Consider the following 23,580-nt stretch of genomic DNA (forward strand, 5'->3'; position numbering starts at 1 on the left):
TTTTGTAGGCTTGAGTGCAGCCATCATGATCCAATAATCTCCATTTCCCCCTATCTTTGACAAATGTCAAGATTTCCTGTATTTTCTTGTGACAGGCTCAGGTTTGCATTCGTCAGCTCTTCCAGGATGCATCTCTCAATACCAGAAAGCTCCCAAGTTCCTGTTATTGCCCAAGGATAGGCTCAAATCTTGCTTAAAACCCATTATCTCATTCATTCTCTCACTCAATTTTTCCAACTCATCTGGGGATCAAAGTCCCTTGTCTCCCCAACCCAAACCTCACAACAACCCTTACAACTGCCTCGCTCACTGGCGATCGCCATACTATGCATTTGCCTACTGCCCATCACCCTCAACCTTATCGGAGTAGACTTTGGCATTTACGCCCCAGCCCTCGATCTCGAAGCCGCCACTAACCTCACCCCCAACCAACTCACCGACACCCTACACCAAACCCTATCCGGCAGTTTTACCCATACCATCTTAGAATGGAGTGCCTTTTGCACCGCCCTTTTTACCGTCATCCTCGCCTTCGCCCACTTCAAAATTCAACAAGACGTAACCACCCCCATCCTAGGTATCACCCTCTTCTTCGCTGGAGTCATGGATGCCTTCCATACCCTAGCCGCCGATCGCCTCATTTCCGCCGTTGCCGACAACCATAACCTCATCCCCTTCACCTGGGCCATCTGCCGCCTATTCAACGCCATCATTACCCTAGTCGGAGTCTGCCTATTACTTCTCCCCACAGCCGAACACTGGCAACGTAAATTTCCCGTTGTCATCATACTAAGCCTCATCTTTGGTCTCATTGCTTACCAAATCATCTATCTCTGCGCCACCCACAGCACTCTACCAGAAACCATGTATCCTGGCGCTCTCTTCACCCGGCCTTGGGATCTCATTCCCCTCATCCTATTTCTCATCAGTGGATTTTGGATTTATCCCCAGTTCTACCACCAATACCCAAGCCTATTTTCCCACGCCCTCATTATTAGCACCTTACCCAATGTAGCCACCCAAATGCACATGGTCTTTGGTTCAACTTCCCTCTTTGATAATCACTTTAATATTGCCCATTTTCTTAAAATCATTGCCTATCTCGTTCCCTTAACCGGACTCATTCTCGATTATATTCACACCTATCATCACCTAGAAAAAATCAACCAAACCCTCAACATCGAAATTATCCAACGACAACAGATCGCCGAACAACTGCAAAACTCAGAAACACGCCTGAAATCTAAAAATGAACAACTCAACAAAACCTTAGCTAAACTGCAACAGACCCAAACCCAACTCATTCAAACCGAAAAAATGTCGAGCTTAGGCCAGATGGTCGCTGGACTAGCCCATGAAATTAATAATCCCGTCAACTTTATTTATGGCAACCTCCGCCACACCGAAATCTATACCGAAGATTTATTAGCCCTTTTACATCTCTATCAACAACATTATCCCCAACCCAATCCAGAGATTGAACAGCACATTTATGAGATTGATTTACCCTTTCTAGAGCAAGATTTACCCCAAATGATCGGTTCCATGAAACAAGGCTCAGAACGGATCAAAAACCTTGTAATTTCCCTCAGAAACTTCTCCCGCTTAGACGAATCTGACTTAAAAATTGTCGATCTCCATGAAGGCTTAGACAGTACCCTCGTGATGTTAGACCATCGTTTGCAACCGAAAGTTACCGTCATCAAGCACTATAAAAAATTACCTCTTGTTGAGTGCTATCCCGCCCAACTCAATCAAGTTTGGATGCATGTGATCGGTAATGCAATTGATGCTCTACAAGAACATCGAGAAATTGAGTCTCCCCATGTGATGCTCTCCACTTTTTGCTTAAACGATCGCCAAGTCCAAGTCACCATTAGCGATAATGGCTTAGGTATTCCCCAAGAGATTCAAGACCAAGTATTCAATCCGTTTTTCACCACTAAACCAGTTGGTTCAGGAACCGGGTTAGGATTATCCATTAGTTATCAAATTATTCAACAGCATAACGGGGATATTCGCCTGTTTTCCCAAATCGACAAAGGGACAGAAGTACGGGTGATTCTCCCCGTGATGCAAATCCCAGTTAACGGATAGCCTATGTATTCTACAGTACGCTCTAATCAGAATATCCCAGTAGGGAGCAGATCGAGATGGACAAATCTAGTTAACATACAATAAGAAGTTAGATCCCGTAGCTTGACATTCCTATGACCTTACCCAACACTGGCAGCGTTCTGGCTACTCTTGCCCAAGTAAACATGATGGGAGCCTTAACCGCGAGGGTAAAAGACCTCCCGGTTAAAGAGTTTATTTGTTTACTTGATTTTATCACGGCTGAGTTTCAGCAATTTTTAAGGGCGATCGAGTTGATCAATAATGAAGCCCTAGAAGCCATGTTGGAACAGATTCTAGATGCCCTCACCCTGAAAATTGGGCAAATTTTACAAGCCGATCGCACCCTGATTTTTTTGGTCAATGAAGATAAAGGGCAGTTGTGGTCAAAAATTAATCAACCTGATGCCGAAAAGCCTATTGAAATTCGGTTTCCGCTCCATATCGGTATGGCGGGCCATGTGGCCATCACGGGAAAATGCTTAAATGTTGAAGATGCCCCCAATCATCCCTTATTTCAACCTGAACTCGATAAACAAACCAATTATCAAACCAAAAGCCTTCTCTGTATGCCCATTACTAGCAGTAAAGGGCAAGTCGTCGCTGTGGTGCAACTCTCGAATAAAGCCGGAGGATTACCCTTTTCGGCTGAGGATGAAGAAACCTTTAAAGATTTTTCCGAATCGATTGGAATTATCCTGGAAACTTGTCAATCCTTTTATATGGCGGCTCGCAATCAACGGGGAGCTGAAGCCCTCTTAAAAGCAACCCAAACCCTCGGTCAAAGCTTAGATGTAGAATTGACTTTAAAATCGGTGATGGAACAAGCACGAGATTTAATGAAAGCTGACCGCAGCACCCTATTTTTACTCAGTAAAGAAAACCAAGAACTCTGGACAAAAATTGCCAAAGCGGATGGCAAAACCCTGATGGAAATCCGGATTCCCACGAATAAAGGAATTGCGGGTTATGTGGCTTCCACTGGAGAATTATTGAATATTCCCAATGCCTATGAAGATCCAAGATTCGATCCGAGTACCGATAAGCGATCCGGATATCATACCCGCAATATTTTATGTATGCCCGTGTTTAATTCGGCGAAAAAACTGATTGGTGTAACCCAACTGATCAATAAAGAGCAAGGGAGTTTTACCAGCTCCGATGAAGAATTCATGCAAGCCTTTAATATTCAGGCTGGCATGGCTCTGGAAAATGCCCAACTCTTTGAAAGTGTTCTCCTAGAAAAACAATATCAAAAAGACATTTTAGAGAGCTTATCAGATGCTGTAATTTCTACGAATATGCAAGGTTGTATTGTCACCCTGAATGAAGCTGCTTTAGAATTATTGGGTTGTTATTGGAATTCAGAAGAGACCAAAACTCAAATTCAGCTCTGGGAATCTAAACTCATCGGACGTAAAGTTTGGGAAGTCGTCCCCATTGAAAACCTCAAGATGCGGATTGAAGATAGCTTAAAAAATGGCACGAAACAATATATCCCTGAACAAGACTTAAAAGTGGGCATTTATCCGATTAATACAGATGTAATTCGGGTTAATTTAGCGATTAAAGACCCCCAAAATCCCGATTGGTTTATTCCCTGGAACGATCCCAAGGAAGTCAAAATTCCGGCACAAGAAGTGGGCAAAGTAGAGCGCAGCATTAATTTAACCGTTAACCCTCTGACCAATCCTCGTGGTCAAGTCAGGGGGGGATTAGTGGTATTAGAAGATATTAGTCAAGAGAAGCGGATGAAGACCACCATGTATCGCTATATGAATCCTGATGTAGTGGATCAGGTGATGGCTTTGGATAATGATTCTTTGATGATTGGCGAACGAAAAGATGTAACGATTTTGTTTTCTGATATTCGGGGATATACAACCCTAACCGAGAATTTAGGCGCTCAGGAAGTGGTGACCTTACTCAATCAATATTTTGAAACTATGGTTGAAGCGGTCTTCAATTGTAAAGGAACTTTAGATAAGTTTATTGGAGATGCTTTAATGGCAGTATTTGGCGCACCACTTCCCCTAACTAATCATCCCTGGATGGCGGTAAAATCAGCTTTAGATATGCGCCGAAGATTGCAGATTTTTAATCAAAGTCGATTTATGGAAAATCAACCCCATATTCGCATTGGGATTGGCGTTAGTTCCGGGGAAGTGGTATCAGGAAATATTGGCTCCCGTAAGCGGATGGATTATACGGTAATTGGGGATGGGGTGAATTTGAGCGCTCGCTTGGAAGGCGTGACGAAGGAATATGGCTGTGATATTATTATTAGCGAGAATACTTATAAGTTGTGTGGCGATCGCCTTTGGGTCAGAGAACTAGATAAAATTCGAGTCAAAGGGAAAAATGAAGCCGTCAGTATCTATCAAGTGCTTGGGGATAAGGAAGTGGCTCTAGACTCCCAGCAGCAACAGCTTCTAGAGTTATACTATTTAGGAAGATCTGCCTATATTCATCGAGATTTTAGCCAAGCACTGTACTATTTTGAGCAAGCGCAAATCATTGATCCCATGGATAAAGCCATTAATATTCACATAGAACGCGCTCAGGTGTATTTAGATAATCCTCCCCCAGAATCCTGGGATGGGGTGCATACCATGACCACCAAGTAGCATGATGGATTTAATTTTGTGCCATACCACCGCAGACTTTGATGCATTAGGGGCAGCAGTGGGGTTAACGCGGCTCAAACCGGGCGCTCAGGTCGTATTGACAGGGGGATGTCATCCCACAGTCAGAGAATTCTTAGCCTTTTATCGGGATGAATATGCCTTAATTGAGCGCCGCTCAGTAAATGTAGAGCAAATCCGCAGTTTAATCGTAGTCGATACTCAGCAACGCGATCGCCTCGGGCCAGCCTCTGATTGGTTCGACTTGCCCCATCTCCAACAAGTTGAACTCTACGACCATCATCTCGACACCCCTACCGACCTTCCCCTCACCCACTCCATTCTCGAACCCGTCGGCGCAACCACCACCCTAATCGTCGAGCGTCTGCAAACCCTCCCCTCCCTAGAACTCACCCCCGCAGAAGCCACCGTCATGGCCCTAGGCATTCATGTTGACACCGGTTCCCTCACCTATGACTCCAGCACCCCCAGGGATGCCCTCGCCCTAGCCTGGTTAATGACCCAAGGAGCCAGTTTAGCCGTCATTGGCGAATATGTAGAACCCGGATTATCCCCCCAACTCCAAGACCTGCTCACCCTCGCCCTAGAGCAACTGCAAACCCTGACCCAACAGGGCTATCAACTATCCTGGGTTCTCTTACCCACCGCAGAATTCATCCCCGGATTATCCAGTGTAGCCGCCCGACTCATGGAATTAACCCATACCGATGCCCTACTCTTCGGTACATGGTATCAAGTGGGAGCAGAAAAACGATTAACCGTCATTGGTCGCTCCCGTCGCAAATGTCGTTCTTCCTCCCATCCTCCCCTCAATCTCCAGCGCCTATTTGCCCCCCTCGGAGGTGGGGGCCATGCTCAAGCCGCCTCCCTCACCCTGCGAGAAACCGACATTGAACCCATCTTTGCAGAGCTGGTGCAAAACCTCAAAGATCAAGTCCCCACCGCACCCACCGCAAGGGAATTAATGTCTTCCCCCGTGCGAACCATCTTACCAGAAACCACGATCGCCCAAGCCCAGCGTATTTTATTACGCTATGGCCACTCCGGATTATCCGTGGTCAATCACCAAAGACAACTCGTCGGCATTATTTCCCGTCGCGACCTCGATATTGCCCTCCATCATGGCTTTTCCCATGCTCCCGTCAAAGGCTACATGACTCCTCATCTGAAAACCATCACCCCAGAAACCCAACTGCCGGAAATTGAGGCGTTGATGGTTACCTATGATATTGGTCGCTTACCCGTATTAGAAGAGGGGAATTTAGTCGGCATCGTCACCCGTAGCGATGTATTGCGGCAATTTCATCTTCAAGAAACCGGGCAGCAAGTGGGGTCAAAAATACAAATCCATCGCCTTAAGTCCTGTTATTTGCCAGAAACCATGAAGCAAATGGTACGGGAGAGTTTGAGCTACACTTTACAGGAAGTCTTGCGACAAGCGGCCCTAGCGGCGGAACAAAGAGGTTGGCATTTATACTTGGTAGGTGGAGGAGTGCGAGATTTACTCCTCGCGGATGCCGATACGGTTATCGATCTCCAGGATGTAGATCTCGTGGTGGATGGCTATCATCGTGCCGCCCAACCGGGGGCTGGAGTCCAGTTAGCCAAAGTCCTACAGCAAAAATATCCCGGCGCTCGCTTGCAAATTCATGGGCAATTCCAAACCGCAGCCCTGCTCTGGCATAAACACCCAGAATTAGGCAATCTTTGGGTTGATATTGCGACAGCAAGGACAGAATTTTATCCCTATCCTGCCGCTAATCCGGAGGTAGAAGCCAGCTCAATTCGCCAAGATTTATACCGCAGAGATTTCACCATCAATGCTCTAGCTCTGCGCCTAACTCCTCCCCGCATTGGTGAAGTATTAGATTTTTTTGGTGGCATTTTAGACTTAGAAGCCCAGTTAATTCGCGTATTACATGCCAATAGCTTCATCGAAGACCCCACCCGTATTTATCGCGCCGTGCGGTTTGCTGTGCGGTTGGGGTTTCGTTTAGAAGGACAAACGGAAGGCTATATTCGTTATGCGATCGCCAGTGGCGTGTACGATCTTTCTATCGCCGAAAATAACCGAGCGCCTGCCCTCCAAACCCGCCTCAAAAACGAACTCAACTACATCCTAGAAGCCAACTATTGGCAAAGAGCCATTCAAATGCTCGGAAATCTAGATGCACTCAAATGCATTCACTCCAGCTTAGAACTCACCCCTGAACTCTGGAAACAACTGAGTTTAGTAGACCGATGTTTACACCGATTTAAACCCCCTGGACTATGCCCCCCTTGGCAATTATTACTAGAAGTCATTATTGCCTATCTTGCCCCCGAATACCGCTACCCAGTCGCTTCCGGTTTCCAGCTCCCTGCTGAAAGTATCGAACGCCTCAAGGATTTAGAAACCGCAAAAACCACCATTTTCTCCGATTTACCCACCTGTGAATCCCCCAGCACCATTGTGAATATTCTCCAGCCTTATCGCTTCCCCACATTAATTTTAGTCATGGTACAAAGTCCCCGACTCCTACGGCACAAGATCTGGTTATACTTGTGGAAATTCGCCCAAGTGAAGCCCATTTTAAATGGGAATGACTTAAAACAATTGGGTTATAAACCCGGTCGTCAATTTAAAGTAATTTTGGATCGAATCCTAGAGATGACCTTAGATGGAGAACTCACAAATCGCGCTCAGGCTGAAGCTTTCTTGCAGGAAAATTTTCCTTTATGAGTAATGAGTGCGGACATCTTCCTCGCTGCCTTTCTCTAGCAAGCGAGACGCTCGCATTCCTCTGATACAGCGCTTCGCGCGGTAATGAGGTACAGTCGGAAAAGATCTCCCTAAATCCCCCTTAAAAAGGGGGACTTTGACTGCCCCCTTTTTTAAGGGGGGTTGGGGGGATCGAAATGTACCGCATAGCAGCGAAAACTGCTGTATCAAGTCCGTTGGATCGGTTAGTATGTCATTGCGAACGAAACGCAGTGGAGTGAAGCAATCTGCGCTATCTCGCTCGTCTCGGCAATTGCTTCCCGGAGGTTGCAATGACAATTGTTTAATCGGACTTGATATAAGGCATCCAATCTTGCCCTCCTAGTCGCGCTGGAACTGAAACGGATTAAGTCGAATCAATCCATGCAACACCCAAATCACCCAAAATGAACCCGTTAGACCATAAGTGAGAATACAAACTAAGCCTAATGTAATACTCAAGAGCAAGACAACCGGCACAAGTTTTAAGGGCAGTTTAGAGCATAAACAAACCGTAACCACCTTATAGAAGAGATAAAGGATCAAACTCACTAAAGCCAACAACCACCATTCTTGCCTTGAAATCCAGTCGGTGGGATGGGGAACCAAGATTACGCGGAAAACCAATTCTTCTATGGCTACAGGAACCCATAAAATCCTCAAGGCTTGCCAGAAATTGGGGGGTGATTGATCTTGAGCTAGGGACGCTGCCCCCACTCGATGCCAGGATTCCCGGAAAGATGCGCCCTTGAGCCATTGCCAAAAGCTATAAGACCAGGTTAATGCTATGGCAATAAAAGCATACCCGCCCAACATTAAAATTAAGATCCCCCCATCTCGCCATGTTGGCCGAGCTAAGGAGAGCAAAACCCGGCTGGCTAGGGTGGAAATGAGGGGAAATTGGCCTAAAATTCCCGTAGGAGCAACTGGTTCGATGCTACTGTCCCATCCACCAACTTGATTGGTGCGTAAAAACCATAATTGCGATCCTCGATCTAAGAACAGTTTAGCCATGCGATCATAAGCTTGGCGAGGGAGTAAGGTTTGCCAACTTAATAGAGCATTGAATAAATCTTGATCGCTGATAAATCCATTACCAGGGTTTATCCCAGATAAAAATTGGGCATTTTGTTTCCAATCTTCGCGAACAACGCCTTGAGGAGCGAGAAGGTTAACGAGGTTTTCTCCTAATTGGACTAATTCTGATAAGCGTTGGGTTTGGGGATGGTGGGGATGGGTGCGTAACCAGGTGACAATTTTGGGGTTAGCAAGAATTTGTTGTTTAATTTGTTCGATGGTGATGTAGAGCGCTTGGCTGGAGTCTTGCACGCAGGAGGTTGCTGGGGTGACTTCTGCGACTCCGGTTCCGTCTCCGGTGCGATATCGGGCCATCATGATTTGGAGTTGTATCCAAAATTCGCGGATGGGAGAGATGATTTCACCATCAAAATTATAGTTTTGGGTTAAGGCATCGAGTTTAATCAGGACATCGGAAACGGGCCGAGTGCCTAACCATCCCCGTTGCAAATTGCCCATGTAGTTCGTCCAAGTATGGGTTCCGGAAATAATGGCGTTGGGATTGTGGGCGTAAACTTGCTGATAGAGGATGTCAAATTGTAGCTCTTGGGTGAAGGGGTCGCGCACAACTTGGGCAATTCCGTAAGCAAAATGACCGGTTACGGTTCCAGCGCTTATGGGTTCTCCGTTTTGGCCGCCAATGCCGCCAAACAGATGCATGACTAGGGCATAGTCTCCTTCGTTCCAGTATTGCACGGCTTCTTCTGGACGGGTGGCGGTGGGGGAGATGAGGATGCTTTGGGTGGTTCCTTTGCGCTCTGGAGTGTCTTTCCAGTTGTAGTGCTGGATATAGTCGAGACTGGTTTGGGTTCCGAGCAAAATATGATTGGGCTGGAGTTGAAAAAGCGATCGCGGCTTAATTCCTTGTACAATAAATTGTCCTTGTTTGTCCCTAGCTCCATAGAGATACCATCCTTTTTCACCCGCAGGAGAGTTTTCTATACCTTCGGGAGTGGATAACCAGCGACCGTTATTATCCTGGGGTTGTTGGGGAATGCGAACTTTTTCCTCTAGTCCGTCAAATTTTTCCGTGGCTCGGTTGTAATGTTGGACTCTGTACCATTCAGTAGGACAAGGCTGATTTTCTGCACAAGTTGAGGGCAAGGGTTCTCGTATTTCTACTAAGCCATAAAAGCGTCCCGTCACTTGAATGGGTTCTAGACTGGTTTGTAAAACGGCTGATTTGCCACTGTTGGGGGTAAAATTTACTTCATGGAGACGGACAATGAGATCGTCTTGGGGACGCGCTCCGGCAAGGGATTGGAGGGGGCCCACTGGGGGGCGACCATTGAGACGGGTGGGGATGACATTGCCCTTATGATGGTTTTCTAGGGCACGATCGCTCAATTGCACATTAGCAGTAACTGTTTTTACATACTCGGCAATTCTCGGATCGTCCCGCCATTCTAAGCGTACCGTTTTCCCTTCCCAATCCTTAGCTTCCGGTGGCGTATGATACAGCTCAATCCAAGTCCAATCGGGAATTGACGAGAGGGGAGCGATCGTTTCTAGGTCTTCACGAGAGGGTAAAATCAATCGCCCTAACCACTCTCCGGTGCTGCGATAGTAGGGAGAATCCACTGATTGCACCGCAGGATAAAACCCGATTTGATTAAAGGGCGCTTCTAAACTGAGGGCATAACTGGAGCGCTGCGCTGTATGGGAAGAAGCACTTAACGCAACAAGAAAAACTGTAATTATACTCAAGAGTGCCCGACCAATCCATCGGCTTATCTGTGTTGTTTTGCGCTGACCCATTCGCCTACCTTTACACATCGTTGTCCTTTATCATAGGAAATATTGGAGTTCTAAAACCAGAGAATGTATAGGAATCGGAGTATGAGGAGAGATGCAGATTGTTTGGACAAAACACGCTGAGGAAAGGCAGCAACAATGGAGCGAGCGTTTCGGAATTACCAGAGAAGAGGTTGAAGCGGTTCTCACTAATCCTCAACAGATTATTTTGGAAGACGATATTTTGGTGGCTCAAGTTAAACGAGGCAATGGTCTTCTGAGAGTGCCATTTGTTGAAATTGGCAAAACCAAGCGAATCTTAACCCTGTACTGGACTAATCAAATCAAGCGATATTGGCAGGAGAATTCCCATGAAAGTTAAATACGATGCCGAAGCAGACATTTTAATGTTTATGTTGCGCGATGGGTTTCCCGTTAATGCTATTTCCGAACCTGGAGGCGTTATTGTTAGTTATGACGAAAATGATGAACCCCTTAGCATTGAAGTTCTCAATGCATCTAAACGCAAAATATTTAATCCTCAAGACCTTATGCTAACGATCACCACTTGATATACTTTATGGAAGCTGATTTAACTGCATCAGATCGTAGGCGATCGCACCATTTTCTCCGGTTCTCCAGTTTCAAGGGTAATCAATTCTAATGTACCTCAATTGTCCATCAAGACTCTGGCGTTTTGGATATTCTTATTGAGGGTATTAATCACTTCCGCTTTACTGATTCGCACCAGTTGATAGACCCCTTGTTGGTCTAAAAGTTCATACTGTTCTGGTGCAAATTTCATGCTGGTGAAGGTTCCGGCTTCTCCTAAAATGAGCAGGGTGTCGGGGGTGGAGGAGTCTTGGATTACTTGGCCGAGGGTAACGAGAGATTGTTGGGAATGATGGCCATAAATGACCGTATTTTGGGTATAGAAAGTGAGACTGGGTTTCCAAAAACCGATCATCACTAGGGGTTCGCTCGGTTGTCGGGTTTGAGTGACGGTTTGGGCGAGTTCCCGTAGGGGAAGTTGTCGCTGTTGATCCACGATCTCGGTAATGGGAGTCACCAGGAGGATCATAAAGGCGGCAAAGGCGATCGCATTCACCGTCCATAAGCCGCGCCACCATTTGCCCAGTAGGGCGATCGCCAGGGCGATCGCCAAAATCGTATAATGCCCTATAAATTGCCAGAGCAAGCCAGACTCTTGCAAGGTGATGCCAAAATTGGGCATGGCGGCATCATTGCCTAATAAAGGAACAGTAAAGGGGGCGATCGCAGCTAGAGCTAAACAGAGGATGATATTAGCTACACCGCTCCAGAATAGCCCTGGGTTCCAGGCTTTCGGGTTTCCCCCTTCCGGTTCGCTCCAAACCAGCGCCACCAGAATACCGCAAGCGGGCATCAGGGGGAGGACATAGCTAGGCAGTTTAGTAACGGCAATAGTAAAAAAGCCAAAAATACAGATAAACCAGAAGAAAACAAAGATGGGTAAATGGTGGCTGCGGGGTTGTCTTAACCAGGCGCGACGTTGCCAAAATCGGGTTTTGAAGAGGGCGACGGGAAGATAAACCGACCAAGGGAAAAAGCCGACGAAAATAGTAGGAATGTAGAAATACCAGGGAGCAGAGTGATTATTAACAACACTTGTAAAGCGCTCGATGTTGTGATAGCCAAAGAACGAGTTGATATAGTCCCAACCATTTGCCCAAGTCACCAGGATATACCAAGGGAGCGTCAGGACAAAAAACAGCAGTAAACCCACCTTTAGGTTCATTTCCCCTAAGACCAGTTTCAGGTTGCCCATGTAGGCTAAAAAGCAGACAATGATTAAACCGGGCAACACAATACCCACAGGGCCTTTGGTCAGGACAGCGAGGGCGCAGAAGGTATAAAAAGCTTGATACCAGTTTCGTTTAGCCTGGGGTTCTGGGGTGGCGTAGGCAAAGAAGAAGGCAAACAGAGCCGAACCCATGCAAGCACTCAGAAGCATGTCCGAGACTCCTATCCTTGCCCAGGCAATGGTTTGCACATTGAGTACGATCAGGGTTCCGCCTATGCAACCGGCGATCCAAAAGGGTTGGGTTTGTCCTGGGGAGCGGCCGAAGCGGCGCAGGGTGTAAAATCCAAATAAGCTCAGGAATAGGGCGGCTAGAGCGGAAGGGAGGCGTGCTGCCCAAGGGTTGACGGCGATCGCCTGATAACAGAGTGCCATCAACCAATAGATCAGGGGCGGCTTATCAAAGCGAGTTTCACCATTAAAATAGGGCGTGATCCAATCTCCCGTAACGGTCATTTGCCGCGCTGCTTCAGCAAACAGGGGTTCGGTTTCATCCACTAAACCCATATTGCCCAAGTTCCAGATTACGGCAATAAAGCCAATGGTAATCAGCCAGAGTATAGAGATCGTCCAGGCGATCGCTGGGGTTGGTTTCTTGGTTGGTAATGACTCACCCATAACGGCTGCTCCGTAGGTTATGCGCTTCTCAATTTACCAAAAATATTGCCCTCATCCCCCAGGGGGTTTTCATTCTCGCCTCATTCATGTCGGCGACAGCCGAAAAAGGGCAAGGTGGGGGGATAGGGAGATGGGAGAATAAGAAAGTCCCTCTCCCACGGGAGAGGGATATAGAGAGAGGGCACACCCCCGCGATCAAATAACAGACAAGAAAAACCTGGTTTCTCATCCTAGATCGCTAGAATTTAATCACGATAAAGCTGGTGGGCAATGCTACCATCGGCTCTCACTAACTCTAGATGCAATGGCATTTGACCGATCGCATGGGTAGAGCAGCTCAGACAGGGATCGTAAGCACGAATACCGGCTTCGGTGCGGTTGAGCATGGCTTCGGGGATCTCATTGCCATGGATATAATGTTTGGCAATTTGAGTCACCGTCTTATTCATCGCCAGGTTATTTTGACCGGTGGCAATAATCAGATTAACCTTCTGAATTAATCCCTGTTCGTCCACTTGATAGTGATGGAAAAGAGTTCCTCTGGGCGCTTCACTGACTCCGACTCCTTCGAGTTTATTAATGCCTCCCGTGGCGCGACAGCGAGAAGAAACGATATCGGGATCGTCAACTAATTCTTCCAGTTTTTCGAGACAAGCGAGAATTTCAATCAAGCGAGCATAGTGATAATAGAAGGAAGAAGTGGCAACTCGTCCACCCGCGCGATCGCGCATTTCTTGCAATTCTCGGTCAGCATTCAGTGTGCCGATGCGATCGCACACATTCAACCGCGCTAAAGGCCCAACCCGATAAATACCATCCGGATATCCCAGGGGTTTGTAATAGGGGAATTTCAGATAAGACCAATTTTCCACCGCTTCGCCAATAAAGTCTTGATAATTATCCTCGCTCAAATGATCAGCAACAATATTGCCCTCACTGTCAATAAAGCGCAGATGGCCGCCATAATGTTCCCAACTGCCATCAGCAGCAACTAAGCCCATAAACAAGGAAGAAAACTTACCAAAAACTTCTGCTTCTGTGGTTAACTCGCTATCCAATAGGCGCTTAAACAACCCCAAAGCTTTCTCTGTGACGGTGCGCGACTCCGGTAGACGCTCCTTAATCCAAGCGCGACCTTCTTCTGAAAGAGGCGATCGCACCCCACCCGGCACTGCCCAGGCTGAATGAATTTTTCTCGCCCCTAACAGTTCAATGATATTTTGTCCAAACTGCCGCAGGCGAATTCCTTCCCGCGCCAAATCTGGATCGGCGGCCATTAAACCGAACACATTTCGAGTGGCTGGATCGCTCTCCCATCCCAAGAGAAAATCGGGACTACTAAGATGGAAAAAGCTTAAGGCATGGGATTGGGTCAATTGCGCTAAATTCATCATCCGCCGCAATTTTTCACCGGCGGGAGGCACTTGCACGGCTAATATTTTATCTCCTGTTTTTGCGGAGGCTAACAGGTGGCTCACGGGACAAATTCCACAAATTCGCGCCGTAATTCCTGCCATTTCAAACATGGGTCGTCCTTCACAGAATTTTTCAAATCCGCGAAACTCAACCACATGAAACTGGGCATTTTCCACTTCTCCCGCATCATCTAAAAAGATGGAAATTTTCGCATGGCCTTCAATACGAGTTACGGGATCGATAATAACTTTTTTACTCATTTTTGGTGTTCTCCTTTTTCTGGGTTTTGGGTGGATATGAATGGGGTTGGGGCGGGTTTACAGAAATCTGGGTGGGATTCATGAATCTTGGTTAACCCGCCCCTACAGATTTTGGGCTTGCTCTCTCCCTAAATCCCTCTCCCACGGGAGAGGAACTTTATCCCCCCTTACTCCCCCTTCTCCCACGGGAGAAGGGGGCTGGGGGGATGAGGGCATTAGCCAAATTTCAGCATTTCCCGTCCTTCCATGACTGGAGTTTTCCCTTCTAATAAAGGTGCGATCACCGCTTTGATGCGATCGGCAGGAGGAGGACATCCGGGAATAAATAAATCCACTTTAACCATTTCATGAAGAGGACGGACGCGATCGAGCAATTCCGGCACAATTCCCGGCTCATTGGGCAATTGGGGAGTCGTATCTCCCAATTCCAAATAACAGCGCTTGAGTACCGGTTCCGTCCCCCCTAACATATTCCGCATCGCCGGAACATTAGCCGTAACCGCACAATCTCCAAAGGAAATTACCATCTTGGTTCTTTCGCGCACTTTCAGGGCGAGTTCTAAGTTTTCCTCATTGGCGATCGCCCCTTCGACTAAACAGACATCTACATTTTCTGGATATTCCTTAATATCTGAGCCAACGGGAGAATAAACAATATCGACTTTTTCGGCGATATCAAATAGGAATTCATCTAAGTCCAAAAAGGACATATGGCAGCCCGAACATCCTGCCAGCCAAACCGTTGCCATTCTAATCTTTGCCATGTTCTTCTCTCCTAGTTTTATTGTCCATGTAATGGGTACTGTGCTTGTTTGTCTAGAATTTGTTGAAACTCAACTCCCCTCCACTCACTTAATAATTCAGCCACCACATCTAAGGATTGAAAATTTCCTGAAGTTAATAAGCTACTTGCTTGTTGTCCCTGAAGTATAGCGACTAACACTCCACAAAAGTCTCGAACTCCAAACCCAATTGGAGATTCTTGAACTCTCCAATTATCGACTGTACTGGCATAGGTAAATACTGAATTGACAGCCGCTTGAATTGACTCTTTATAGACTGTCAACAAATGTACAAAACCATTTACATCTTGAGCCATGTCACAGAGTCTATCCACAGATTCATAAGGAATATTAGAGTATTTTGCATGATGAGAGCCAAGAGATTGGCAACTCTCTATAACCTCTAAAAACTGCTGTTCTACTAATTCTGATTTAGATAAACTCGCTGTTACATCAAGGGGTTGATTCATGGTTTTGTTTTCTCCATTCCAGTAGCCTAAGTGACCAAGGATAACGAGCTTGTGCTAACTGGTGAGCGTCTTGAACGGTCATAGCTTTGTTAATCACTAAGTTAGACTCAAAAACTTCATGGTTTAACAACAGTTCATCGCATTCATTTCCTTCACCGTTAGCCAGTCGTTTCCATGCTTGAGCCATCCATAAATCTGGGCTAAATCCCCAGGTACGCACTCCGTCACCAAAGGCGTAATTTTTGGCTCGTTTAACCTCTTCAATATCGAGTTGATATTGTTGGGCAATTTTAGGGATATCTTCAGTATCTTCGATGATTGCATCATAGGCTTTGATCGCCACTCTAAGATACTTACGCTCATAATAACTGAGATAATCCCAGCGATCGCTACCTTGAGCCATTGAGAATTATCTTGTCCATTGATGCTTAGTACGAGCATTGACTAAGAATTCTAATTTTTCGCGATCGCCATCTTTCTCTGCGGTAGTCGTTCCCTTGCGGAAAATTGACCCCGTAGGACAAGCATTGACACATTTACCACAGGACGTGCAAGCATTCACTTCACCCCAAGGTTGATTTAAACCAGAGATAATTTTAGAAGTTCCTCCCCGTCCAGAAACATCCCAAACATGGGCCCCTTCTATCTGATCGCAGACGCGCACGCAGCGAGTACAGAGGATACACCGGTTATGGTCGATACCAAATAGAGGATGAGATAAATCCACTTCCCGGTTGGGGAAGCGATACTCAAAGCGGGAATGATCCATACCGACGGCGATCGCCACATCCTGAAGTTCGCAGCTCCCATTGGCGACACAAAAAGCACAGACATGATTGCCTTCTGCAAACAGTAACTCAACCGTCATCCGCCGATATTCTCGCAGTTGGTCAGTTTGCGTATTCACCTCCATCCCTTCCGAAACTTCAGTCACACAAGCGGGAAGTAGCTTATTAATCCCTTTGACTTCCACCAAACAGAGGCGACAAGCGCCCACATCCGAAATACCTTCTAAGTGGCATAGGGTTGGGATCTCCACCCCAGCTTCTTTGGCTGCATCTAGAAGAGTCGATCCTTCTTCAATGGCAATATCAATTCCATCAATGGTTAGGGTTTTTACAGACATAGTATTCTCCAAAATGGTTAACGGGGGAGTGGGGGAATGGGAGCGTGAGTAATTATGTCAATCTCCCTATCTCCCCATCTCCCTATCTCCCAGTCAAACAAGCTGCCAGATCTTCATCTGGGGTAGAAATGGGTTGCAGGTTATAGGTATCCGCCAGCAACTTAAACACATTGGGAGTCAAGAACGCCGGGAGGGTGGGCCCCAGGCGGATATCTTTAATGCCCAAATAGAGTAAAGTTAGCAGAACGGCGATCGCCTTTTGCTCATACCAAGACAACACCATAGACAAGGGCAGTTGATTCACATCCATCTCAAACGCATTGGCTAACCCCAAGGCAATTTGAATGGCAGAATAGGCATCATTACATTGACCCACATCCAACAAGCGGGGGATATCCCCAATGGTTCCCAGTTGCTGGTCAAAGAAGCGGAATTTACCACAAGCCAGGGTCATCACCACACAATCTTGGGGTACTTTTTCCACAAATTCCGTATAGTAGTTGCGATCGGGTTTCGCCCCATCACAGCCTCCTACCAGGAAGAAATGGCGAATTTTGCCCTGTTTTACCGCATCAATAATCGTGTCACTCACACTTAATACAGCATGGCGAGCAAACCCCGTCATCACCTGGCGCGGTTCAGTTTCTTCCGTAAAGCCTTTCATGGTTTTGGCTCTAGAAATCACCAAACTATAGTCCACCGTGCCATCAATCGTTGGTAAATGGATAATGCCGGGAAAACCAACAGGGCCGACAGTATACAAATACTCCTCATACTTTTCATGGGGAGGCATCAGGCAGTTGGTGGTAATGACCACCGGGCCGGGGAATTTGGCAAAGTCGCGGGTCTGATTTTGCCAGGCTGTGCCATAGTGACCGTACAAATGGGAATAGCGCTCTTTGAGCTGGGGATAGCCATGGGCTGGGAGCAGTTCCCCATGGGTATAAACCGTAATCCCACTGTCTAAGGTTTGTTCCAGCAGGGCTGCTAGTTGCTTAATGTCATGACCCGAAACTAGGATCGATTTCCCAGGTTTGGGGTTAAGTGGAACGGTGGTGGGTACGGGATGACCGTAGGTTTGGGTATGGCCAGCATCTAAGCAGGCCATGGCTTTCAGGTTCATTTCTCCCACTTTCAGGGCTAAGGCTACCCATTCCTCTAAGCTCAAGTTATGGCGATCGATCGCATGTAAGGCTTCATAGCAGAACTGATAAACCTCTGGATCTTCTTGACCGAGTTCATAGGCGTGGAATGTATAGGAAGCCATGCCTTTAGCCCCATAGAGTACCAGCAGTTTGAGGGCAAAGATATCGGGGTTGCCCTGGGCTGACTCTAGCAAGCGAGCCGTGAGGGTTTCTCCTTGTTCGGCTAAACTCTCGGTAAAGTCGGGTTGATATTGGACAATTTCGGGCCACTCAACGGTCGTGGATTGGGCAATTTGAGTTTTGAGGTCTTCCCGCAGGGCGATCGCATGACGAATTAAATTGGCAAAATAGCGCTTGTCAAAGTTAACATTCGTCATGGTGCTAAACAATGCTTCACAGGTAAAGCGATCCACATCTAATGTCGATAAGCCCAATTCTTTCCCTTTCAAGGCCACGGGAGCCAAGCTTCTGAGGCAATAGACCAACAGATCTTGAACCCCATTCACGGCTGGACTTTTCCCACAAGCGCCCCATTGGTGACAACCTTGACCACTAGCGGTCTGTTCGCATTGTTCGCAAAACATAAATTAATCTCGCTTCTTTGTAAGGCTACAGGTAATTAGTTCGGGGTATTGAGGGTTAATGACTCATCGCCAAAAACTCCTCATACTCAGATTTGAAATAACGCAGGGTACTCAACACCGGGTTGGGGGCGCTCATTCCCAACCCGCATAAGCTGGTTACGCGCACCATCTGACACAGATGTTCCAGTTTTTCTAGGTCTTCGGGTTTGGCTTTTCCTTTAATCACTTTGGTCAACAGTTCGTACATTTGTACGGTTCCGGTGCGACAGGGAATGCATTTACCACAGGATTCTTCCTGACAAAATTCCATGTAGAACTGGGCGACCTGTACCATGTTGGTGGAGTCATCCATCACCACCATTCCCCCCGACCCCATCATGGAACCCAGTTTAGTTAGGGAGTCGTAATCTACAGGGGTATCCATATATTCGGCTGGAATGCAACCGCCAGAGGGGCCGCCGGTTTGCACAGCTTTGACTTGGCCGCCATTGGGGACTCCACCACCCATAACTTCAACAATTTCCCGTAAGGTAATCCCCATGGGGACTTCAATTAAGCCGTTATTGCAAACCTTGCCGGTGAGGGAGAAGATTTTTGTCCCTTTACTCTTTTCTGTACCAATACTAGCAAACCAGTCTGCACCGTTGCGGATAATGGGGGCGATGTTCCCTAGAGTTTCGACGTTGTTGATGAGGGTGGGTTTTTCCCAGAGTCCGGAAACGGCGGGATAGGGGGGACGGGGCCGGGGGACACCGCGTCCGCCGTCGATGGAGGCGATGAGGGCGGTTTCTTCACCGCAGACAAAGGCTCCAGCGCCTACACGGATATCGATGTTGAAGTCGATGGATGAGCCGAGGATACCGGAGCCGAGAAAGCCTTGGCGTTTGGCTTGTTTGATGGCTTTTTCTAGGCGAGTGATGGCGAGGGGGTATTCGGCGCGGACGTAGATGTAGCCTTGGTTGGCTCCGACGGCGTATCCGGCGATCGCCATTCCTTCTAAGATCCGATGGGGATCGCTCTCTAAGACAGAGCGATCCATAAATGCTCCTGGATCGCCTTCATCGGCGTTACAGATGACGTATTTTTGGCCGGGGGGCATTTTGGCGATCGTTGCCCACTTTAAACCAGTGGGATAACCTGCACCACCCCGTCCCCGCAGTCCCGCTTTGGTAATCTCTGCAATTACGTCTTCTGGAGACATTTCATAAACGGCATGATACAGAGACTGATAGCCTCCCATGGCGAGATATTCACCAATATTTTCGGGGTCGATTTTGCCGCTATATTCCCGCACAATTTGGAATTGACGGCTAAAGAAGGGATGATTGGGATCGCCTTGATGGGCGGTGACTTCTCCTCCTTTCAAGCCTTCAATAATGGAGTGGCTCTGTTCTGGAGTCACTTTTTCGTAGTAGAGTCCATTGGCTGCTTCTAAGCTTTCTGAATCGATCTGAACAATGGGCCCTTGGCCGCAAAATCCCATGCAGCCTACCCCAACTACCTGCACCTCGTCTTGTAAGCCTTGGTCTTTAATGGCTTGTTCCATGCCTTTTTTGACGACTAAAGACTGGGCCGCTTGGCATCCGGTTGAGGTACAGCAATGAACTCTGGTCGGTTTCTGGGCTTGTTTTTCTTGTGCGGCGAGTTCTTGTAGTTCTCTAAATTCCATAAATTTTCTCCGTAATTGGGTTGTGTGGGGGAATGGGGGAGTGGGGGAGTAGGGGAATGGGGGAATGGGGGAATGGGGGAATGGGGGAATGGGGGAATGGGGGAGTGGGGGAGTGGGGAATTCTCTATATCACCGCGTCACTGTGTCACCGCGTCCCCCATCTTCTACTCTTGCCACCCTTTGATCCGCTCAATCACAGATTCTGGGGTTTGTTGGGGCGCGACTTGGCCATCAAAGACTACTGCTGGAGCAATGCCGCAAGCTCCAATGCACCGGGCGGTAACTAGGGAGACTTGGCCATCGGGGGTGGTTTCTCCAGAGTGGATGCCGGTATTTTGTTCTAGGGCGGCTAATACTTTGTCTCCTCCTTTGACGTAGCAGGCGGTTCCCATGCAAACGATGCAGGTATGAGCGCCTGCTGGTTTGAGGGAGAAGAGATGATAGAAGGTGGCGACTCCGTAGACGCGGCTCAGGGGGAGTTTGAGGTTACGGGCGATGTATTCTAAAACTTCTTCTTCGAGGTAACCAAAGGCTCCTTGGGCTTTGTGCAGGATTTCAATTAGGGCATCTTGGCGATATTGACTGCGCTTCATGGTTACATCTAGGGCTTTGAAGCGTTTGTCTTTGTCCGCAGGTTTAGGGGCGGTGTTTTTTGGCTCTGAGGTGGGAGAGACGAGGGAAGATTGCATAGTTAATGTTCAATGTTGGGTTCTCTTAAGTTTCTATTGAAGCGCTAAATTGGGTGAAATTTCCAAATTTTTATAAATATTTTCAGTAAACTTAAGAAACTTTTTTTGACAATCTTCTGGTTGTTTAATGTTTTATTCATTTTTCCTTAAATTGTGAGGAGAATTCTATAAAATTTCACGAATTTTAGTCACTGAATTTATGGTTTTATAAATTTTTGTGAAGTTATGGGGTGTGATCGAGATCGCGATCGGCGACCGATCGCCCTCACTAGAAGAAATGTAAATTTATGTGAATATTTAGATCGTCAGTTGAGTACATTGGGTAAAGAACGCCATGCTTGTATCCCCCAAACCCGTTGACCCAAAACCCAACCCTATGGATCTAAAGCGTCTGCAAGAAGAACAGGAATTAATTTTGTCTCAGGTGGACAATGCGATCGCCCTATTCGATGCTTCCCATCATTTGGTCTTGTTTAACCAAAAACTGGCTCAACTGTGGGAAGTCGATCCCCAATGTCTGCAAAAACAACCCCATCTGGAAACGGTCATTAGTCACCTGATCCAGCAAGGATACTGGACTTTAGAGCAATGCCAAAAACTCAAATCTAGAATCATCGGCACGGCAGCAACTAATGGGGCCATTGAAGTAGAACAGTCTAATGGTATTCACTTGGAAATCTCAACAACTATCACCTCAAATCAAGGACGCTTACTGATTTTCCGCGATGTAACGGGCGATCGCCAAGCCCTCAAACATGCAGCACTGATGCAATCAAGCTTAAATGCAGAAGTCAAGCGCCTTCGCTTCTTGTTGGGCCTCAACGAACGGCTACAAACCTCAGCGTCCCTCAAAGAAATTGGCAAATATGCCCTCAATTACCTAGTAGAGACCATGAACTCAGCATTTGGGGATATCAAAGTGATTAGCGGGGAAGGAGACGAACAACTGGCTGGCCCCCTAACCAATAACATTTCCGGTCGATTTATTGCCTATTGTGGCGAACCCGTGGTGGCCGAAATGCAATCTTTATTACAACAAGGGATTCCCCAAGGTCAAGGTCTGCTCTGGGAAGTCGTGCGTACTGGAGAACCCTTATTTATTGAAGATTACTACAAACATCCCCAAGCAGTAGAAGCATTTCGCCATCCAGGGATTGGCCAAGTGGGGATTTTTCCCATTCCCACCTCCGATGGTCAAGTGATTGGGGTGTTAACCTTGGAATCGCGCAATCTTCATCAACTGCAAGATTCCCCCCAACAGGATATGCTCATTGCGGCCTGTCGGACGTTGGGTGTAGCGATTGAGCGAGCCAGCGCTCAAGAAAAACTCCATCAAATTAACCAAGATTTAGAGCGAGCTTCACAACTGAAATCGGAGTTTCTGGCTTCTATGTCCCATGAACTGAGAACGCCGCTCAATAGTATTTTGGGATTTTCAGATTTATTACTTCGTCAGCGCTCCGGTCAACTGAATGAACGGCAACAAAATCATGTGAAGGCGATCGCCTCTAGTGGTAGACATTTACTCTCTCTGATTAATGAAATCCTAGATTTATCTAAAATAGAAGCGGGTAAGGCTGAACTAGATCTACAAATTTTGGGGATTCATGAACTCTGTACAGATTGCCTCAAGATGATCCAACCCCGTGCGGATAAAAAACGGCAAATTCTTTCCCTAGAACTCGATTATCGCTTAGATCAGGCCTTGCTCGATGAACGGCGTATCCGCCAAATTTTGGTCAACTTACTCTCCAATGCTGTGAAGTTTACCCCAGAAAAGGGGGAAATTAAACTCAAGGGTAGATTAGGCTATGGGCAAGAATTGGCTCAGGAAAATCGCTGCGATCGCTCTCCCATTAACCAGAGTACCCCCTATCTGTGCCTAGAAGTCCAAGATACGGGCATTGGTATTGCTGAAGATCAACACCATTTACTTTTCCGTCCCTTTCAACAAATTGACTCCTCTTTAACCCGTCGTCATGAAGGAACCGGCTTAGGTCTTTCCCTCACTAAGCGACTGGCTGAACTCCATGGGGGAACCCTCTCTTTTGAGTCTCAAGAGGGAAAAGGCAGTGTATTTCGAGTCTGGTTACCCTTAACGGGAATGAGTCGTTTATCCACCGAGGAGCAGGAGGTGGATAAAGACGGGCCTCCCATCGGCGATCCTCCTAAAGCCGTGAATGGGAAACGGGTGTTGGTGGTGGAAGACCAACCCTATAATCAAGCTTTGATTTCTGAGATCCTGGAGTTGGAAGGCTACAGCGTGGAATTGATCACTGATGGTCAAATGATGGTGCATACCATTGAGTCTCCGTTGGTGAGACGGGAAACCTTACCGCAATTGATTTTGATGGATGTACAGTTGCCAGAAGTGGATGGTTTAGAGTTGGTGCGGCGCTTGAAGTCCCATCCCCTGTGGAAAGAGGTTCCAGTGATTGTTGTGACGGCGATGGTGATGGCTGGCGATCGCGAGCAGTGTCTACAAGCGGGCGCTGATGGTTATTTGAGTAAGCCTCTGGAGTTTGAGGAAGTTCTGGAAGTCATTCAACAGGTTCAGCAGAAGGAGGGGTAGGCGATCGTTGATTGTAGAGAGTGGATCGTTGATAATTAAGAGCAGGACGGTTTAGTTTCCTCTGTGGGGAGCTAACCCACCAGTGGGGAGCATCGAAT

General features: G+C 47.2%; 17 protein-coding genes. 7 read left to right on the forward strand and 10 right to left on the reverse strand.

From position 1 onward, the window contains the following. Positions 1–189 precede the first annotated feature (189 nt). From AC3FZD_RS04875 to AC3FZD_RS04885, 3 genes are all read left to right on the forward strand, one after another. Positions 190–2,097: an ATP-binding protein gene (locus AC3FZD_RS04875; RefSeq protein WP_488739048.1), complete on the forward strand. Its 1,908-nt coding sequence runs from the start codon at positions 190–192 to the stop codon at positions 2,095–2,097. Positions 2,098–2,210: 113 nt separating this feature from the next. Beyond that, the gene (locus tag AC3FZD_RS04880) at positions 2,211–4,742 is read left to right on the forward strand and encodes a GAF domain-containing protein (protein ID WP_488739049.1); all 2,532 of its coding nucleotides are present in this window, start codon (positions 2,211–2,213) and stop codon (positions 4,740–4,742) included. 4 nt (positions 4,743–4,746) lie between these two features. Further along, a complete protein-coding gene (locus tag AC3FZD_RS04885; RefSeq protein WP_488740270.1) occupies positions 4,747–7,482 on the forward strand; it encodes a CBS domain-containing protein in 2,736 nt (911 codons plus the stop codon). 360 nt (positions 7,483–7,842) lie between these two features. Here the strand turns inward: AC3FZD_RS04885 and AC3FZD_RS04890 are convergent, their stop codons facing one another. Next, the gene (locus AC3FZD_RS04890; protein ID WP_488739050.1) at positions 7,843–10,335 is read right to left on the reverse strand and encodes a CPBP family glutamic-type intramembrane protease; all 2,493 of its coding nucleotides are present in this window, start codon (positions 10,333–10,335) and stop codon (positions 7,843–7,845) included. 91 nt (positions 10,336–10,426) lie between these two features. On the opposite strand from AC3FZD_RS04890, the gene AC3FZD_RS04895 reads away from it, so the two are divergent. Beyond that, positions 10,427–10,693 carry a DUF4258 domain-containing protein gene (locus AC3FZD_RS04895; protein WP_488739051.1) on the forward strand — a complete coding sequence of 89 codons (267 nt, stop codon included), beginning with the start codon at positions 10,427–10,429 and terminating at the stop codon, positions 10,691–10,693. Beyond that, positions 10,683–10,883, forward strand: a complete 201-nt coding sequence (locus tag AC3FZD_RS04900; RefSeq protein WP_488739052.1) for a DUF2283 domain-containing protein — start codon at positions 10,683–10,685, stop codon at positions 10,881–10,883. Before AC3FZD_RS04895 ends, AC3FZD_RS04900 begins: the two co-directional genes overlap by 11 nt. A 98-nt stretch (positions 10,884–10,981) precedes the next feature. On the opposite strand, the gene AC3FZD_RS04905 is transcribed toward AC3FZD_RS04900, so the two are convergent. The 9 genes from AC3FZD_RS04905 to hoxE form a co-directional block, all read right to left on the reverse strand. Further along, positions 10,982–12,769 carry an ArnT family glycosyltransferase gene (locus AC3FZD_RS04905; RefSeq protein WP_488739053.1) on the reverse strand — a complete coding sequence of 596 codons (1,788 nt, stop codon included), beginning with the start codon at positions 12,767–12,769 and terminating at the stop codon, positions 10,982–10,984. 245 nt (positions 12,770–13,014) lie between these two features. Then, a complete protein-coding gene (locus AC3FZD_RS04910; RefSeq protein ID WP_488739054.1) occupies positions 13,015–14,445 on the reverse strand; it encodes a Ni/Fe hydrogenase subunit alpha in 1,431 nt (476 codons plus the stop codon). A 215-nt stretch (positions 14,446–14,660) separates the two neighbouring features. Then, complete coding sequence (locus tag AC3FZD_RS04915; protein WP_488739055.1) at positions 14,661–15,209, reverse strand: NADH-quinone oxidoreductase subunit B family protein; 549 nt, start codon at positions 15,207–15,209, stop codon at positions 14,661–14,663. A gap of 17 nt (positions 15,210–15,226) precedes the next feature. Continuing rightward, a complete protein-coding gene (locus tag AC3FZD_RS04920) occupies positions 15,227–15,697 on the reverse strand; it encodes a hypothetical protein (protein WP_488739056.1) in 471 nt (156 codons plus the stop codon). Beyond that, positions 15,681–16,100, reverse strand: a complete 420-nt coding sequence (locus tag AC3FZD_RS04925) for a hypothetical protein (protein ID WP_488739057.1) — start codon at positions 16,098–16,100, stop codon at positions 15,681–15,683. Before AC3FZD_RS04925 ends, AC3FZD_RS04920 begins: the two co-directional genes overlap by 17 nt. A gap of 6 nt (positions 16,101–16,106) precedes the next feature. Beyond that, the gene (gene hoxU / locus AC3FZD_RS04930) at positions 16,107–16,823 is read right to left on the reverse strand and encodes a bidirectional hydrogenase complex protein HoxU (protein WP_488739058.1); all 717 of its coding nucleotides are present in this window, start codon (positions 16,821–16,823) and stop codon (positions 16,107–16,109) included. Between the two features lie 82 nt (positions 16,824–16,905). Beyond that, complete coding sequence (gene hcp / locus AC3FZD_RS04935) at positions 16,906–18,552, reverse strand: hydroxylamine reductase (protein WP_488739059.1); 1,647 nt, start codon at positions 18,550–18,552, stop codon at positions 16,906–16,908. 55 nt (positions 18,553–18,607) lie between these two features. Beyond that, a complete protein-coding gene (locus AC3FZD_RS04940) occupies positions 18,608–20,221 on the reverse strand; it encodes a NuoF family protein (protein ID WP_488739060.1) in 1,614 nt (537 codons plus the stop codon). 164 nt (positions 20,222–20,385) lie between these two features. Further along, positions 20,386–20,910 carry a bidirectional hydrogenase complex protein HoxE gene (hoxE, locus tag AC3FZD_RS04945; RefSeq protein WP_488739061.1) on the reverse strand — a complete coding sequence of 175 codons (525 nt, stop codon included), beginning with the start codon at positions 20,908–20,910 and terminating at the stop codon, positions 20,386–20,388. A 225-nt stretch (positions 20,911–21,135) separates the two neighbouring features. On the opposite strand from hoxE, the gene AC3FZD_RS04950 reads away from it, so the two are divergent. Together AC3FZD_RS04950 and AC3FZD_RS04955 are read left to right on the forward strand one after the other, a co-directional pair. Then, positions 21,136–21,270, forward strand: coding sequence for a hypothetical protein (locus tag AC3FZD_RS04950; RefSeq protein ID WP_488739062.1), 135 nt, complete (start codon positions 21,136–21,138; stop codon positions 21,268–21,270). A gap of 16 nt (positions 21,271–21,286) precedes the next feature. Further along, entirely contained in the window at positions 21,287–23,482 is a 2,196-nt protein-coding gene (locus AC3FZD_RS04955) for a hybrid sensor histidine kinase/response regulator (RefSeq protein ID WP_488739063.1), read from the forward strand. Positions 23,483–23,580: the final 98 nt, after the last annotated feature.

The organism is Roseofilum sp. KMC-1, from assembly GCF_057802075.1.

Excerpts from the sequence above, each read along its gene's own strand:
- AC3FZD_RS04880 (WP_488739049.1), top strand. The coding sequence starts at position 2,211 with ATGACCTTACCCAACACTGGCAGCGTTCTGGCTACTCTTGCCCAAGTA.
- AC3FZD_RS04885 (WP_488740270.1), top strand. The coding sequence starts at position 4,747 with ATGGATTTAATTTTGTGCCATACCACCGCAGACTTTGATGCATTAGGG.
- AC3FZD_RS04890 (WP_488739050.1), bottom strand. The coding sequence starts at position 10,335 with ATGGGTCAGCGCAAAACAACACAGATAAGCCGATGGATTGGTCGGGCA.
- AC3FZD_RS04895 (WP_488739051.1), top strand. The coding sequence starts at position 10,427 with ATGCAGATTGTTTGGACAAAACACGCTGAGGAAAGGCAGCAACAATGG.
- AC3FZD_RS04900 (WP_488739052.1), top strand. The coding sequence starts at position 10,683 with ATGAAAGTTAAATACGATGCCGAAGCAGACATTTTAATGTTTATGTTG.
- AC3FZD_RS04905 (WP_488739053.1), bottom strand. The coding sequence starts at position 12,769 with ATGGGTGAGTCATTACCAACCAAGAAACCAACCCCAGCGATCGCCTGG.
- AC3FZD_RS04910 (WP_488739054.1), bottom strand. The coding sequence starts at position 14,445 with ATGAGTAAAAAAGTTATTATCGATCCCGTAACTCGTATTGAAGGCCAT.
- AC3FZD_RS04915 (WP_488739055.1), bottom strand. The coding sequence starts at position 15,209 with ATGGCAAAGATTAGAATGGCAACGGTTTGGCTGGCAGGATGTTCGGGC.
- AC3FZD_RS04920 (WP_488739056.1), bottom strand. The coding sequence starts at position 15,697 with ATGAATCAACCCCTTGATGTAACAGCGAGTTTATCTAAATCAGAATTA.
- AC3FZD_RS04925 (WP_488739057.1), bottom strand. The coding sequence starts at position 16,100 with ATGGCTCAAGGTAGCGATCGCTGGGATTATCTCAGTTATTATGAGCGT.
- hoxU (WP_488739058.1), bottom strand. The coding sequence starts at position 16,823 with ATGTCTGTAAAAACCCTAACCATTGATGGAATTGATATTGCCATTGAA.
- hcp (WP_488739059.1), bottom strand. The coding sequence starts at position 18,552 with ATGTTTTGCGAACAATGCGAACAGACCGCTAGTGGTCAAGGTTGTCAC.
- AC3FZD_RS04940 (WP_488739060.1), bottom strand. The coding sequence starts at position 20,221 with ATGGAATTTAGAGAACTACAAGAACTCGCCGCACAAGAAAAACAAGCC.
- hoxE (WP_488739061.1), bottom strand. The coding sequence starts at position 20,910 with ATGCAATCTTCCCTCGTCTCTCCCACCTCAGAGCCAAAAAACACCGCC.
- AC3FZD_RS04950 (WP_488739062.1), top strand. The coding sequence starts at position 21,136 with ATGGGGTGTGATCGAGATCGCGATCGGCGACCGATCGCCCTCACTAGA.
- AC3FZD_RS04955 (WP_488739063.1), top strand. The coding sequence starts at position 21,287 with ATGGATCTAAAGCGTCTGCAAGAAGAACAGGAATTAATTTTGTCTCAG.